Source organism: Streptomyces sp. YPW6, from assembly GCF_018866325.1.
In the GTDB taxonomy this organism is placed as follows: Bacteria; Actinomycetota; Actinomycetes; order Streptomycetales; family Streptomycetaceae; genus Streptomyces.
In genome coordinates this window covers 1,660,938-1,675,843 of the sequence record NZ_CP076457.1, presented here as the reverse complement: position 1 = coordinate 1,675,843, position 14,906 = coordinate 1,660,938, and the positions used below count along the sequence as shown (strand labels likewise).

General features: G+C 69.7%; 14 protein-coding genes. 9 read left to right on the top strand and 5 right to left on the bottom strand.

Annotated elements, in window-relative coordinates:
* Positions 1-8: 8 nt before the first annotated feature.
* Complete coding sequence (locus KME66_RS07205; RefSeq protein ID WP_073213791.1) at positions 9-1,388, bottom strand: aspartate aminotransferase family protein; 1,380 nt, start codon at positions 1,386-1,388, stop codon at positions 9-11.
* Positions 1,373-1,864 carry an Lrp/AsnC family transcriptional regulator gene (locus KME66_RS07200; RefSeq protein ID WP_073213789.1) on the bottom strand — a complete coding sequence of 164 codons (492 nt, stop codon included), beginning with the start codon at positions 1,862-1,864 and terminating at the stop codon, positions 1,373-1,375. Before KME66_RS07200 ends, KME66_RS07205 begins: the two co-directional genes overlap by 16 nt.
* Before the next feature lie 177 nt (positions 1,865-2,041).
* Between KME66_RS07200 and KME66_RS07195 the strand changes: the two genes are divergently transcribed.
* The 3 genes from KME66_RS07195 to KME66_RS07185 all read left to right on the top strand — a co-directional run bounded on the left by KME66_RS07195 (position 2,042) and on the right by KME66_RS07185 (position 5,409).
* Positions 2,042-3,481, top strand: coding sequence for a gamma-aminobutyraldehyde dehydrogenase (locus KME66_RS07195; protein WP_216320264.1), 1,440 nt, complete (start codon positions 2,042-2,044; stop codon positions 3,479-3,481).
* A 167-nt stretch (positions 3,482-3,648) separates the two neighbouring features.
* The gene (locus tag KME66_RS07190) at positions 3,649-4,812 is read left to right on the top strand and encodes a spermidine/putrescine ABC transporter substrate-binding protein (protein ID WP_073213782.1); all 1,164 of its coding nucleotides are present in this window, start codon (positions 3,649-3,651) and stop codon (positions 4,810-4,812) included.
* A 54-nt stretch (positions 4,813-4,866) separates the two neighbouring features.
* Positions 4,867-5,409 carry a hypothetical protein gene (locus KME66_RS07185; protein ID WP_073213780.1) on the top strand — a complete coding sequence of 181 codons (543 nt, stop codon included), beginning with the start codon at positions 4,867-4,869 and terminating at the stop codon, positions 5,407-5,409.
* A gap of 220 nt (positions 5,410-5,629) precedes the next feature.
* Here the strand turns inward: KME66_RS07185 and KME66_RS07180 are convergent, their stop codons facing one another.
* Together KME66_RS07180 and KME66_RS07175 are read right to left on the bottom strand one after the other, a co-directional pair.
* Complete coding sequence (locus KME66_RS07180; protein ID WP_216320262.1) at positions 5,630-6,343, bottom strand: glycerophosphodiester phosphodiesterase; 714 nt, start codon at positions 6,341-6,343, stop codon at positions 5,630-5,632.
* Positions 6,344-6,365: 22 nt separating this feature from the next.
* Positions 6,366-7,400: an adenosine deaminase gene (locus tag KME66_RS07175; protein ID WP_216320259.1), complete on the bottom strand. Its 1,035-nt coding sequence runs from the start codon at positions 7,398-7,400 to the stop codon at positions 6,366-6,368.
* Between the two features lie 121 nt (positions 7,401-7,521).
* Between KME66_RS07175 and KME66_RS07170 the strand changes: the two genes are divergently transcribed.
* A complete protein-coding gene (locus tag KME66_RS07170) occupies positions 7,522-8,241 on the top strand; it encodes a DUF4190 domain-containing protein (RefSeq protein ID WP_253208252.1) in 720 nt (239 codons plus the stop codon).
* A gap of 85 nt (positions 8,242-8,326) precedes the next feature.
* Here the strand turns inward: KME66_RS07170 and KME66_RS07165 are convergent, their stop codons facing one another.
* The gene (locus KME66_RS07165; RefSeq protein WP_216320257.1) at positions 8,327-8,884 is read right to left on the bottom strand and encodes an NADAR family protein; all 558 of its coding nucleotides are present in this window, start codon (positions 8,882-8,884) and stop codon (positions 8,327-8,329) included.
* A 206-nt stretch (positions 8,885-9,090) separates the two neighbouring features.
* On the opposite strand from KME66_RS07165, the gene KME66_RS07160 reads away from it, so the two are divergent.
* The 5 genes from KME66_RS07160 to KME66_RS07140 all read left to right on the top strand — a co-directional run bounded on the left by KME66_RS07160 (position 9,091) and on the right by KME66_RS07140 (position 14,897).
* Positions 9,091-10,605 (top strand): gamma-aminobutyraldehyde dehydrogenase, encoded by a 1,515-nt coding sequence (locus KME66_RS07160; RefSeq protein ID WP_216320254.1) that lies wholly within the window; start codon positions 9,091-9,093, stop codon positions 10,603-10,605.
* A gap of 76 nt (positions 10,606-10,681) precedes the next feature.
* On the top strand, positions 10,682-11,929 hold the full coding sequence (locus KME66_RS07155) for a PotD/PotF family extracellular solute-binding protein (protein ID WP_216320251.1): 1,248 nt from the start codon (positions 10,682-10,684) through the stop codon (positions 11,927-11,929).
* 72 nt (positions 11,930-12,001) lie between these two features.
* Entirely contained in the window at positions 12,002-13,156 is a 1,155-nt protein-coding gene (locus tag KME66_RS07150) for an ABC transporter ATP-binding protein (RefSeq protein WP_073213757.1), read from the top strand.
* Positions 13,153-14,085, top strand: coding sequence for an ABC transporter permease (locus KME66_RS07145; protein WP_216320249.1), 933 nt, complete (start codon positions 13,153-13,155; stop codon positions 14,083-14,085). The genes KME66_RS07150 and KME66_RS07145 overlap by 4 nt, the downstream gene beginning before the upstream one ends.
* Positions 14,085-14,897: an ABC transporter permease gene (locus KME66_RS07140; protein WP_073213752.1), complete on the top strand. Its 813-nt coding sequence runs from the start codon at positions 14,085-14,087 to the stop codon at positions 14,895-14,897. The genes KME66_RS07145 and KME66_RS07140 overlap by 1 nt, the downstream gene beginning before the upstream one ends.
* Positions 14,898-14,906: the final 9 nt, after the last annotated feature.

The window sequence follows — 14,906 nt, the reverse complement described above, 5'->3', positions numbered from 1 at the left end:
GGTGCCGGTCAGAGCTTGGCCCAGGCCTCCGTGAGGACGGTGCGCAGAACGCCCTCGATCTCGTCGAACGTGGACTGGTCGGAGATCAGCGGCGGGGCGAGCTGGATGACCGGGTCGCCGCGGTCGTCGGCCCGGCAGTAGAGACCGTTCTCGAACAGCGCCTTGGAGAGGAAGCCGTACAGGACGCGCTCGGTCTCCTCGTCGGTGAACGTCTCCTTGGTGGCCTTGTCCTTCACCAGCTCGATGCCGTAGAAGTACCCGTTGCCGCGGACGTCGCCGACGATCGGCAGGTCGTGCAGCTTCTGGAGCGTGGTCAGGAAGGCGTTCTCGTTGTCGAGGACGTGCTGGTTGAGGTTCTCGCGCTCGAAGATGTCGAGGTTGGCGACGCCCACGGCCGCGGAGACCGGGTGGCCGCCGAAGGTGTAGCCGTGCAGGAAGGTGTTGCCGCCCCGGTAGAACGGCTCCGCGATCCGGTCCGAGACGATGCAGGCGCCGATCGGGGAGTAGCCCGAGGTCATGCCCTTCGCGCAGGTGATCATGTCCGGTACGTAGCCGAACTTGTCGCAGGCGAAGATCGTGCCGAGCCGGCCGAAGGCGCAGATGACCTCGTCGGAGACGAGCAGCACGTCGTACTGGTCGCAGATCTCGCGGACCCGCTGGAAGTAGCCGGGCGGCGGCGGGAAGCAGCCGCCCGCGTTCTGCACGGGCTCCAGGAAGACGGCCGCGACGGTCTCCGGGCCTTCGAAGAGGATCTGCTGCTCGATCTGGTCGGCGGCCCAGCGGCCGAAGGCCTCCGGGTCGTCACCGTGGATCGGGGCGCGGTAGATGTTGGTGTTGGGCACCTTGTGCGCGCCGGGGACCAGCGGCTCGAAGGGGGCCTTCAGGGCCGGGAGGCCGGTGATGGACAGGGCGCCCTGCGGGGTGCCGTGGTAGGCGACGGCCCGCGAGATGACCTTGTACTTGGTCGGCTTGCCCTGGAGCTTGAAGTACTGCTTGGCCAGCTTCCAGGCGGTCTCCACGGCCTCACCGCCGCCGGTGGTGAAGAAGACCTTGTTGAGGTCGCCCGGGGCGTAGTCGGCGAGCCGCTCGGCCAGCTCGACGGCCTTCGGGTGGGCGTAGGACCACACCGGGAAGAAGGCGAGCTCCTGGCCCTGCTTGTACGCCGTCTCGGCGAGCTCGTGACGACCGTGACCGGCGTTGACCACGAACAGGCCGGAGAGGCCGTCCAGGTAGCGCTTGCCCTTGTCGTCGAAGATGTACGTTCCCTCGCCACGCACGATGGTGGGAACGGGCGCGTTCTCGTAGTCCGACATGCGGGTGAAGTGCATCCACAGGTGGTCGTACGCGGTTCGGCTGAGGTCCTTGCTCACGGCTATCGGGTTCCCCACATATAGGTCTGCTTCTTGAGCTTCAGGTAGACGAAGCTCTCGGTGGAGCGCACGCCGGGAAGGGTCCGGATGCGTTTGTTGATCGTCTCCAGCAGGTGGTCGTCGTCCTCGCAGACGACCTCCACCATCAGGTCGAAGGAGCCCGCGGTCATCACCACGTACTCGCACTCGGCCATGGCCGACAGGGCTTCGGCCACCGGATCGAGGTCGCCCTCGACATTGACGCCGACCATCGCCTGCCGCCGGAATCCCACGGTGAGCGGGTCCGTGACGGCGACGATCTGCATCACGCCCTGGTCGAGCAGCTTCTGGACGCGCTGGCGCACAGCCGCTTCGGAGAGGCCGACGGCCTTGCCGATCGCGGCGTACGGACGCCGTCCGTCCTCCTGGAGCTGCTCGATGATTGCGAGGGACACGGCATCGACCGCCGGCGGTGATCCGTTCCCTGTCCTGGAGTCTGCGCTGCGACTGGCCACGTACCCACCATGCACCGCTCCTCGTCTGTCTCGCAACCCCAGATCGATGAAATTCGTTGAGTGAGTGCTCAGAGTCGACTGAATCCGAAGTTGGGGGCGGTTGGGTATGTCGAAAGCGTTGCCGAAGCGATTAGGGTGGATGTCTCACCCATCGGACAGCCGACAGGAGGGGTGGTTGTGACCACCGAGGTGCGCCGTCTGCGCAACTACATCAACGGAGAGTTCCGGGACGCCGCGGACGGGCGGACCATCGATGTGGTCAGCCCGGTGACGGAAGAGGTCTACGCAACCTCGCCGCTCTCGGGCCAGGCCGACGTCGATGCCGCCATGGAGGCCGCAGCGGCGGCCTTCCCCGCCTGGCGCGACACCACGCCCGCCGAGCGCCAGAAGGCCCTGCTGAAGATCGCGGACGCCTTCGAGGAGCGGGCCGAGGACCTGATCGCCGCCGAGTCGGAGAACACCGGCAAGCCGATCGGCCTCACCCGCAGCGAAGAGATCCCGCCGATGGTGGACCAGATCCGCTTCTTCGCGGGGGCCGCCCGGCTCCTGGAGGGCCGCTCGGCCGGCGAGTACATGGAGGGCCTGACCTCCATCATCCGCCGCGAGCCGGTCGGCGTCTGCGCGCAGGTCGCGCCGTGGAACTACCCGATGATGATGGCCGTGTGGAAGTTCGCCCCGGCGCTCGCCGCGGGCAACACGGTCGTCATCAAGCCGTCCGACACCACCCCGGCGTCGACGGTCCTCATGGCCGAGATCATCGGGCAGATCCTCCCCAAGGGCGTCTTCAACGTCCTGTGCGGCGACCGCGACACCGGCCGTGCCATGGTCGAGCACCCGACCCCGGCGATGGCCTCCATCACCGGTTCGGTACGGGCCGGCATGCAGGTCGCCGAGTCCGCCGCCAAGGACGTCAAGCGCGTCCACCTGGAGCTCGGTGGCAAGGCGCCCGTCGTGGTCTTCGAGGACGCCGACATCGCCAAGACGGTCTCGGGCGTCTCCGAGGCGGGCTTCTTCAACGCCGGGCAGGACTGCACGGCCGCCACCCGCGTCCTGGTCCACGAGTCCATCCACGACGCGTTCGTCACCGCGCTCGCCAAGGCCGCCGCCGACACGAAGACCGGGCAGCCGGACGACGAGGACGTGGCGTACGGCCCGCTCAACAACGCCAACCAGCTGAAGCAGGTCAGCGGCTTCATCGAGCGGCTCCCCGCCCACGCCAAGGTCGAGGCGGGCGGCCACCGGGTCGGCGACCAGGGGTACTTCTACGCCCCGACCGTCGTCTCCGGCCTGAAGCAGGACGACGAGATCATCCAGAACGAGGTCTTCGGCCCCGTCATCACCGTCCAGTCCTTCACCGACGAGGACCAGGCCGTCACGTACGCCAACGGCGTCGAGTACGCGCTCGCCTCCTCGGTCTGGACCCAGAACCACGCCCGCGCCATGCGCATGTCCAAGAACCTCGACTTCGGCTGCGTGTGGATCAACACCCACATCCCGCTGGTCGCCGAGATGCCGCACGGCGGATTCAAGAAGTCCGGCTACGGCAAGGACCTCTCCGCGTACGGCTTCGAGGACTACACCCGCATCAAGCACGTGATGACGTCCATCGAGGACTGATCCGCGGATCGCCGCCGCGAACCCACGGCCCCGGGCTCCGGCCCGGGGCCGTACGCGTGCCTGGACAAGGTGTGCGGGGCGGGACCGTCCCGCTGGACGCTTGGTCCATTGCCCGCGCGTCCGCCGACCGGCATTCTGCGCGGGTGCGAGCGATCAGGAACAACCCCATGTCCCGCCGGTCCCTGCTGCGCGCCCTCGGGGCGGGAGCCGCCGGCGCCGCCCTGGCCGGCTGCGGGGTGCCCCCGGCCTTCGTCGAGCCGGCCGACCGTGCCGGACGCGACCTCTCGGCCACCGACCGCACCCTGCACTTCGCCAACTGGCCGCTGTACATCGACACCGACGACGAGGACGAGTCGAAGCGGCCCACCCTGGACGCCTTCTCGGAGCGGACGGGGATCTCCGTCACGTACACCGAGGAGATCAACGACAACGACGAGTTCTTCGGGAAGATCAGCCCCGCCCTGATGAACCACCAGCAGACCGGCCGGGACCTGATCGTCATCAGCGACTGGATGGCCGCGCGCTTCGTCCGGCTCGGCTGGGTCCAGGAGATGGACCGGGCCAAGCAGCCCAACGTCGCCACGTACCTCGACCCCCAACTGCGCGACCCCGCCTTCGACGAGGGGCGCCGCCACAGCGTCCCGTGGCAGTCCGGGATCACCGGCATCGCCTACAACCGCAAGAAGCTCGGCCGCGAGATCCGGTCCACGGGCGACCTGTGGGCGGACGACCTGCGCGGCCGGGTCACCCTGCTCTCCGGGCTCGACGAGTCGTTCGCGCTGCTGATGCAGGGCAACGGCGTCGACATCACCCGCTGGACGGCCGACGACTTCCACGAGATCTGCGAGCAGACCGAACGGCGGGTCCGCTCGAAGCACATCCGCCGCTTCACCGGCAACGACTACATCAAGGACCTGTCCACCGGCGACGTGCTCGCCTGCCAGGCGTACTCCGGCGACGTCATCCAGCTCCAGGCCGACAACCCGGACATCGAGTTCGTCGTCCCCGAGGAGGGCGCCGAACTGTGGGCCGAGTCCCTGATGATCCCCAACCTCGCCCGCCACAAGCGCAACGCGGAACGTCTGGTGGACCACTACTACGATCCCGAGGTCGCCGCGGAGCTGGCCACCTGGGTCAACTACGTCTGCCCGGTCCCCGCCGCCCGTGACGTCCTCGCCTCCTCCAAGGACGAGGAAACGGCGGCACTCGCCGAGGACCCCCTGATCTTCCCCGACGGTGCGATGCGCGAACGGCTCGCCATCGCCCGCGACATCACCTCCGAGGAGCGGGTGGACTTCGCCAGGAAGTGGAACGGCATCGTCGGCTTGTGAAGCGGTAACAGGGGTGCCGTAAAGGGGCGGTAAACACGGGCGTACGCTGCGGACATGAGCGAGAGACAGGCCCTCACACGGGGGATACGCAGGTGGCTGGTCTTCTTCATCGTCTGTCTGGTGCTGAGCGGGCTCACGGCCTTCCCGCTCGTCACCGAACTCCGCTGGGCCGAGGATCTGCTGAGCGCCTCCGCCTCCCCGGTCCCCGAGCACTTCCCCGGTCTGATGGAGTGGATCACCCGGGTCCGGGAAGGGCTCGACACCATCGACCGCGAGCAGCCCTTCATGCTGTACGGCACTGACTGGCTGGCCTTCGCCCACCTGGTGATCGCGGTCGCCTTCTACGGGCCCTACCGCGACCCGGTCCGCAACATCTGGGTCATCGAGTTCGGCATGATCGCCTGCGCGGGGATCATCCCGCTCGCCCTGATCTGCGGCCCGATCCGGGGCATCCCGTTCTGGTGGAGCGTGATCGACATGTCGTTCGGGGTCTTCGGCGTCATCCCGCTGCTGATCGTCCGCCGCATGATCAAGCGGCTGGAGGTCCTGGAACGGGCGGCCGCGGCGGACCCGGCGCCCTCGACGGCGGCTGCCTGAGCCTCCGGTGTCCCTGCGGGCGGGTGCCCGGGGCCTGCGGTGTGTGCCTGCGGGCGGGCCCGAGTCCACCGGTGTGCCTGCGGGCGGGTGCCCGGGGCCTGCGGTGTCCCTGTGGGCGGGTGCCCGGGGCCACCGGTGTGCCTGCGGGCGGGTGCCCGGGGCCTGCGGTGTGCCTGCGGGCGTGGTGCCCTGAGCGCTCCCGCTCGACCGTCCGGCCCGGTCACGAGGCTCCGGGACCGGGCGAGTTGGCCAGCAGGCGGCGGAGGGTGTCGATCCGGTTGGTGGTGATCGAGTCGACGCCCCGGTCGATCAGCCGGCGCATCGTGCGCTTCGTGTCGGCCGTCCACGCGGAGACGAGCAGCCCGTCCCGGTGCGCCCGGTCCGTCAGTTCGCGGCTGATCAGCCCGAAGCGGTAGTTCAGCCAGCGCGGCTTCACCGCGGCCAGCAGCTCCGGGCGCGGCGGGGCCAGTGTGGTCCAGGTCAGGGCGATCTCGGCGGACGGGTCGGCGGCGCGCACCCGCAGCATCGCGTCCGAGCTCGCGCAGTAGTACGCCCGCTCGCCCGCCCCGCACTCGCGGACCGTTCCCACGATCTTCCTCACCGAGGCGTCCGTCGAGCCGGGCAGGTCCACCATCACCCGGTGTGCCCCGGTGGCGAGCAGCGCCTCGCGGAGCGTGGGCACCCCGCCGCCGGTCAGCTCCTTCAGCTCCGCGTGGTCGATCCCCTCCAGCCGCCGGTCGTGGCCCCACAGCCGCTCCAGCGTCGCGTCGTGCAGCAGGACGGGCACCCCGTCGCGGGTCACGCGTACGTCGATCTCGACCGCGTCCGCCCCCCGTTCGAGGGCGGAGCGGATCGAGGGCAGCGTGTTCTCGCGGGCGAGGTAGGGATCGCCGCGGTGGGCCACGGCGGTGACGCGGGAGACGGTGTCGGCCATGAGGCCATTGTGACGACCGGGGTCAGCCGGCGGGCGCCCGGAGCCAGTTCGCCGTGTACGTGTCGATCTCCTCGGCCAGCTTCCGCTTGCCCGCCGGGTCCAGGAACGAGGCCTCCACGGCGTTCTTCGCGAGGTCCGCGATGCCGCGCTCGTCCAGCTCCAGCAGCCGCGCGGCCACCGCGTACTCGTTGTTGAGGTCGGTGCCGAACATCGGCGGGTCGTCGCTGTTGACGGTCACCAGCACCCCGGCCCGGACCATCTCCCGGATCGGGTGCAGCTCGATGTCGGTGACCGCGCGGGTGGCGATGTTCGACGTCGGGCAGACCTCCAGGGCGATCCGGTGCTCGGCCAGATGCTCCAGCAGCTTCGGGTCCTGCACGGAGCTGGTGCCGTGCCCGATGCGCTCGGCGCGCAGCGCGGTCAGCGCGTCCCAGATCGTCTGCGGCCCGGTGGTCTCCCCGGCGTGCGGCACCGAGTGCAGGCCCTCGGCGATGGCCCGGTCGAAGTAGGGCTTGAACTGCGGGCGGTCCACCCCGATCTCGGGCCCGCCGAGACCGAAGGAGACCAGCCCGTCGGGCCGGTGCTCCACCGCGAGCCGGACGGTCTCCTCCGCCGACCGGAGCCCGGCCTCGCCCGGGATGTCGAAGCACCAGCGCAGGACCACGCCCAGCTCGGCCTCGGCGGCCCTGCGGGCGTCCTCGATGGCCTCCATGAACCCGGCCTCGGGGATGCCCCGGCTGGTCGAGCTGAACGGGGTCACGGTCAGCTCCGCGTACCGGATGTTCTGCCGGGCCATGTCCCGCGCCACCTCGAAGGTGAGCAGCCGGACGTCCTCCGGGGTGCGGACCAGGTCCACCACGGAGAGATAGACCTCGATGAAGTGCGCGAAGTCGGTGAAGGTGAAGTAGTCGGCCAGCGCCTCCGGGTCCGTGGGGACCTCGGAGTCCGGGTGGCGGGCGGCCAGCTCCGCGACGATCCGGGGCGAGGCAGACCCGACGTGGTGGACATGGAGCTCGGCCTTGGGCAGCCCGGCGATGAAGGGGTGCGGATCGGTCATCGGAAATCTCCCGGTTCGGTGTGACATCGGCCGGGCGGGCCGGCCGCACCGATCATCGCAGGCGGCGTCCTGGCCCGTCGGGCCTGGCCGTAGCATGACGGGACCACGATGGGGGAGGCCCATGTCAGACAACACAGAGCAGCCCGGGGGCGGGGCCGCGCCGCGCGATCCGTGGGCACCGCCGGACAGCACCAGGGTGGACCTGGGCAAGCAGGGTGCGCAGACGCCGCCGCCCGCCGCACCCACACCGCCCGCGGTCCACGACCAGCCGACCGTGACGTCGATGCCGAGCGCCGGACCGGGGGAGAGCACCGGTCCGATACCCGGGGCCGGAGGCTTCGGTCCGGCGCCCTCGGAGATACCACCGCCGCCGGTCGGCCCGAACGGCCCCGGCCACGCGGGCCCGCCGCCCGCCGCGCACTACGGCTACCCGGCACCGCCCGCGCAGCCGTACGGCGGATACCCGGGCTACGGCGCCTACGGTGCCGGGCCGGCCGCCTGGGGCCCGGCGCCCAACAACGGTCTGGGCACGGCCGCCATGGTGATCGGCATCATCTCCGTGGTCGGCTTCTGCCTCTACGGGCTCAACATCATCCTCGGTATCCTCGCGCTGATCTTCGGCATCATCGGCCTCGGCCGGGCCAAGCGCGGCGAGGCCACCAACCGGGGCATGGCGCTCGCCGGGGTCATCCTCGGCTCCGTCGGCATCGTCGTCGGCGCCGCGATCCTCGGCTTGATCATCTGGGCCGCCACGACCGCCGAGAGCGACGAGGACGGGATCTACGACAGCGAATACGACGACCCGTTCGCCACGTCGCTGGTCGTCGAGGACCGCCGCTAGCGGACCTCGCGCCGAACGCTCCGACGACCGGCCGGGCAGGGACCGCTCCCCGCCCGGCCGGTCGCCGTGGCAGGTGAACCCCGCCTCACCCGGTGGCGCCCGCCCGCAGCCTCTCCCGGGCCTCCATCAGCGCGAAGCCCAGCAGATTCAGCCCCCGCCACTCCCGCGGCCGCTCCGTCCGCGCGTCGTCCGCCGTGAGTCCGACGCCCCAGATCCGGTCCACCGGCGACGCCTCCACCAGCACCCGGTCCCCGGTCGACAGCAGATAGCCGGCCAGCTCAGGGTCCTGCCCGAACTTGTGCACGCTGCCCGCCACCACCAGGGCGAACCGCTCCCGTATCCACACGTCCTCGTCGAAGCCGCGCACCAGCCGCCCCGCCTTCTTCGCCGCCCCCGGACTCCTCGCCGCCACGGCCGCCGCCTCGCCCTCGGGATCGCCGAAGAGCCGCGCCTTCCCGGCCATCATCCAGTGCTCGGCGCTCGCGTACACCACCCCGTCCACCGTGAACGGCGACGGCCACCACTGGCTCAGGCAACTCGGACCCGGCCGCCCGTCCGGGCGCGGACGGTGCCCCCAGAACGGCAGATACTTCACCCGCTTGCCCCGCGCCACGTCCTCCAGAAGCTCATCCATCGGTCCCATGCATGTGAGTGTGGCATCCGCCACTGACACTCCGTACGGGGATTTCCGCACCGACACGACACATGGTCGACAGATTCCGTCGCGTAACCAAAAGGCAACAACGGAATCACTTGTTGGGCGTGAACCGCTCTGTCAGGATCGGCACTCAATTCACGAAGAAGCTACGCCGACCCCGCCCAGCGGGTACAGCGGCGGAGGAGAGCGTCATGAGCAACGGCTTCCAGGTGCAGGACCGCTTCGCGGAAGGTGCGCAGTACATCGGCGGCAAGCTGCTCCCCGGCACGTCCGGCCGCCACCACGACATCGTGAACCCCGCGACCGGCGAGAGCGTGCTCCGCTACGAGCTCGCGGGCGCCGAGGACGTGGACGCGGCCGTCGCCGCCGCCCGCGCCGCCTTCCCCGGCTGGTCCGGCGCCACCCCCCGCGAGCGGTCCGACGCCCTGCACCGGTTCGCCGCCGTCCTCGCCGAGCAGGCCGACGACTTCGCGTACGCCGAATCCCTCCAGTGCGGCAAGCCGGTCAAGCTCTCCACCGAGTTCGACGTGCCCGGCACCGTCGACAACGCCGCCTTCTTCGCGGGCGCGGCCCGTCACCTGGAGGGCAAGGCCGCCGCCGAGTACGACGGGGACCACACCTCCTACGTACGCCGCGAGGCGATCGGCGTCGTCGGCTCCATCGCCCCCTGGAACTACCCGCTCCAGATGGCCGCCTGGAAGATCCTCCCGGCCGTCGCCGCGGGCAACACCATCGTCCTCAAGCCCGCCGAACTCACCCCGCTCACCTCGCTGATGTTCGCCCAGGCGGCCACCGAGGCCGGCATCCCCGACGGGGTCATCAACATCGTCACCGGCGCGGGCAAGGACGCCGGCGAGCACCTCGTCGGCCACCCCGACGTCGTGATGACCTCCTTCACCGGCTCCACCGCCGTCGGCAAGCGGGTCGCCGAGATCGCCACCGCCACCGTCAAGCGCCTCCACCTGGAGCTCGGCGGCAAGGCCCCCTTCGTGGTCTTCGACGACGCCGACCTGGAGGCCGCCGTCCACGGCGCGGTCGCCGGTGCCCTCATCAACACCGGCCAGGACTGCACCGCCGCCACCCGCGCCTACGTCCAGCGCCCGCTCCACGACGCCTTCGTCCGGGACGTGGCCGCGCTCATGGAGACCGTCCGGCTCGGCGACCCCTTCGACGCCGCCACCGATCTCGGCCCGCTCATCAGCCACGCCCAGCGCGACCGCGTGGCCGCCTTCGTCGAGCGGGCCCGCGGCTACGCCCGGGTCGTCACCGGCGGCGAGGCCCCGGGCGGCGACCTCGCCGACGGAGCGTACTACCGGCCGACCCTCATCACGGACGCCGCCCAGGACAGCGAGGTCGTCCAGTCGGAGATCTTCGGCCCGGTCCTGGTCGTCCTCCCCTTCGACACCGACGACGAGGGCATCGCCCTCGCCAACGACACCCCGTACGGACTGGCCGCGTCCGCCTGGACCCGCGACCTGTACCGCGCGAACCGCGCCACCCGCGAGATCCAGGCGGGCTGTGTGTGGGTGAACGACCACATCCCGATCCTCTCCGAGATGCCGCACGGCGGATACAAGGCCAGCGGCTTCGGCAAGGACATGTCGGCGTACTCCTTCGAGGAGTACACGCAGGTCAAGCACGTCATGTACGACAACACCGCGGTCGCCCGCAAGGACTGGCACCGCACGATCTTCGGGGACCGATAGCAGCTGCCGCACCCCGGGGCCCGACCATGACCACGGCGGGCCCCCGCGGCCTCCCACCCGAAAGGGCAATCAGCGTATGGAGAGTTACGAGCCCGAGCGCCTCACGCCGGTCCAACTGGCGGCCATGAGGCGGTCCCTGACCAGCGGCAGGGGCGCCCTCACCCGCCGTTCCCTGCTGCGAGCCTCCGGCATGGGCGCCCTCGCCCTGGGCGGGGCGGCCACCCTCGGCGCGTGCGGCATCCCGCCCGCCCAGCGCGCCGACACCGGTACGGCGTCCGACGACCACTCGGACCGGGAGAAGACGCTCAACTTCTCCAACTGGACCGAGTACATGGACGTCAGCGAGGACGAGAAGAGCCGCCCCACCCTCCGGGCGTTCACCGAGCGCACCGGGATCAAGGTCAAGTACACCGAGGACATCAACGACAACGTCGAGTTCTTCGGGAAGATCAAACCGCAGCTCGCGGCCGGTCAGAACACCGGACGCGATCTCATATGCGTCACCGACTGGCTCGCCGCCCGCATCATCCGGCTCGGCTGGGCGCAGAAGCTCGACCCCTCGAACCTCCCGCACGCCTTCGCCAACGTGTCCGCCCAGTTCCGCACCCCCGACTGGGACCCGGGCCGCGCCTACTCCTACCCCTGGACCGGCATCCCCACGGTCATCGCGTACAACATCAAGGCGACCGGCGGCCGCAAGGTCGACTCCGTCACCCAGCTCCTCGACGACCCGAAGCTCAAGGGCCGCGTCTCCTTCCTCTCCGAGATGCGCGACTCCGTCGGCATGACCCTGCTCGACCAGGGCAAGGACCCGGGGAAGTTCACCGACGCCGACTTCGACGGCGCGATCGGCCGGCTCCAGAAGGCCGTCGACAAGAAGCAGATCCGCCGCTTCACCGGCAACGACTACACCGCCGACCTCAGCAAGGGCGACATCGCCGCCTGCGTCGGCTGGGCCGGCGACATCATCCAGCTCCAGGCCGACAACCCGGACATCAGGTTCGCGATCCCGGCCGCCGGATACATCACCTCCAGCGACAACCTCCTGGTCCCCGCGCAGGCCCGGCACAAGACCAACGCCGAGAAGCTCATCGACTACTACTACGAGCCGCCGGTCGCCGCCCAGCTCGCCGCGTACATCAACTACGTGTGCCCGGTCGACGGCGTACGCGAGGAACTGGCGAAGATCGACGCGTCGATGGCCTCCAACACGCTGATCCTCCCCGACAAGGACATGGCGGCGAAGTCCCGCTCCTTCCGGTCCCTGACCACCGAGGAAGAGACGGCGTACGAAGAGAAGTTCGCCAAGCTCATCGGCGCCTGACCCGGCGGCCACCGGCACCCCACCGGCCCCGCCCTCTCCGAACTCCCCCCGAACACACTGGGACCGCGACCCATGACACAGCAGCAGACCGCAGGCGGCGATGTCCGCCTCGCCGGGATCAGCAAGACCTACGGCTCCTTCACCGCCGTGCACCCGCTCGACCTGACCGTTCCCCAGGGCTCCTTCTTCGCCCTGCTCGGCGCGTCCGGCTGCGGCAAGACCACCACCCTGCGGATGATCGCCGGCCTGGAGGAGGCCACCACCGGCACGGTCTTCCTCGGGAACAAGGACATCACCGACCTGCCCCCGTACAAGCGGCCCGTCAACACCGTCTTCCAGAGCTATGCGCTCTTCCCGCACCTCGACATCACCGAGAACGTCGCCTTCGGGCTGCGGCGGCGCGGCATCAAGTCCGTGAAGAAGCAGGTCGACGAGATGCTGGAGCTGGTCCAGCTGGGCGACTTCGCCCGCCGCAAGCCCCACCAGCTCTCCGGCGGCCAGCAGCAGCGCGTCGCCGTCGCCCGCGCCCTCATCAACCACCCGCAGGTCCTGCTGCTCGACGAACCGCTCGGCGCCCTCGACCTCAAACTGCGCCGCCAGATGCAGCTGGAGCTGAAGCGGATCCAGACCGAGGTCGGCATCACCTTCGTGCACGTCACCCACGACCAGGAGGAGGCCATGACCATGGCCGACACCGTCGCGGTGATGAACGCCGGCCGGGTCGAGCAGCTCGGCGCCCCCGCCGACCTCTACGAGAACCCGCGCACCACGTTCGTCGCCAACTTCCTCGGCACCTCCAACCTCATCGGGGGCGAGATCGTCTCCACCGGCGACGACCTGGTGGTGGCCGCGGGCGGCGGAAAGCTCACGGTGCCCCGCGAGCGCTGCTCGGCCTCCTCCACCACCGCCGGCGGCCGTCTCCTCCTCGGTATCCGGCCGGAGAAGATATCCCTGGCCCACGCGGACGACGCCGACTCCGTCGCCGCCGGCCGCAACCGGGTCACCGGCCGCATCACCGACTCCAGCTTCATCGGCGTCTCCACCCAGTACGTGGTCGAGAGCCCGGCCGGCACCGCGCTCCAGGTGTACGAGCAGAACGTCGAACGCGACACGCGCCTGGTCCCCGGCGCCGAGGTCGTCCTGCACTGGAACCCCGCCCACACCTTCGGACTCGACGCCGCCCAGGACATCGACGCGGGCGTGGAGAGCGTGGAGGACGCGGCGTGAGCGTCACCCAGGCGCCGCCCGCGCCCCCTTCCGAACCGCGGGAGCCGGTGCTCCGCAAGCCTTCCACCCGCAAACGGCTCGTCCCCTACTGGCTGCTGCTCCCCGGCATCCTCTGGCTGCTCGTCTTCTTCGCGCTGCCGCTCGTCTACCAGGCCTCCACCTCCGTACAGACCGGCTCGCTGGAGGAGGGCTTCCAGGTCACCTGGCACTTCCAGACGTACGTGGACGCGCTGCGCGAGTACTACCCGCAGTTCCTCCGGTCCCTGCTCTACGCGGGCACCGCCACGATCCTGTGCCTGCTGCTGGGCTACCCGCTCGCCTACTTCATCGCGTTCAAGGCGGGGCGCTGGCGCAACCTCGTCCTGGTGCTGGTCATCGCCCCGTTCTTCACCAGCTTCCTCATCCGTACGTTGGCGTGGAAGACGATCCTCGCCGACGGCGGTGCGGTCGTGGACGTCCTCAACACCCTGCACGTCCTGGACGTCACCAGCTGGCTCGGCTGGACCGAGTCCAACCGGGTGCTCGCCACGCCGATGGCCGTCGTCTGCGGTCTGACGTACAACTTCCTGCCGTTCATGATCCTGCCGCTCTACACCTCGCTGGAGCGGATCGACGGCCGGCTGCACGAGGCGGCGGGCGACCTCTACGCCACCCCCGCCACCACCTTCCGCAAGGTGACGTTCCCGCTCTCCATGCCCGGCGTGGTCTCCGGCACCCTGCTGACCTTCATCCCGGCCAGCGGCGACTACGTCAACGCCGAACTGCTGGGCTCCACCGACACCAAGATGGTCGGCAGCGTGATCCAGAGCCAGTTCCTGCGGGTCCTGGACTATCCCACGGCCGCCGCGCTCTCGTTCATCCTCATGGCGATCGTCCTGCTGATGGTCACCTTCTACATCCGCCGCTCCGGGACGGAGGACCTGGTCTGATGCCCGTACTGCGCTGGATACGCCGGAACCTGGTCGTCATCGCGGGTCTGCTGACCCTCGCGTACATGATCCTTCCGAACATCGTCGTGATGGTGTTCTCCTTCAACAAGCCGAAGGGACGCTTCAACTACGCCTGGCGGGAGTTCTCGCTGGACGCCTGGAAGGACCCCTGCGGCGTCGCCGACATGTGCGGCTCGCTCTCCCTCTCGCTCCAGATCGCCTTCTGGGCGACGCTCGGGGCGACCGCGCTCGGCACGATGATCGCCTTCGCCCTGGTCCGCTACCGCTTCCGGGCGCGCGGCGCGATCAACTCGCTGATCTTCCTGCCGATGGCGATGCCCGAGGTCGTCATGGCCGCCTCCCTGCTCACCCTCTTCCTGAACATGGGCGCCAAGCTCGGCTTCTGGACCGTGCTGATCGCCCACATCATGTTCTGCCTCAGCTTCGTGGTGACCGCCGTCAAGGCGCGCGTGATGTCGATGGACCCGAGACTGGAGGAAGCCGCCCGCGACCTGTACGCGGGCCCCGTGCAGACCTTCGTACGGGTGACCCTTCCCATCGCCGCCCCGGGCATCGCGGCGGGAGCGCTGCTCGCTTTCGCGCTCTCGTTCGACGATTTCATCATCACGAATTTCAACGCGGGCTCCACCGTCACCTTCCCCATGTTCGTCTGGGGATCGGCACAGCGCGGTACGCCCGTACAGATCAACGTCATCGGCACCGCCATGTTCGTCCTCGCGGTACTGATGGTTCTTGTCGGCCAGCTCATCGCGAGCCGCCGCAAGAGCAGCGCTCGACACGGAAATTCCTGAAGGAGTTGG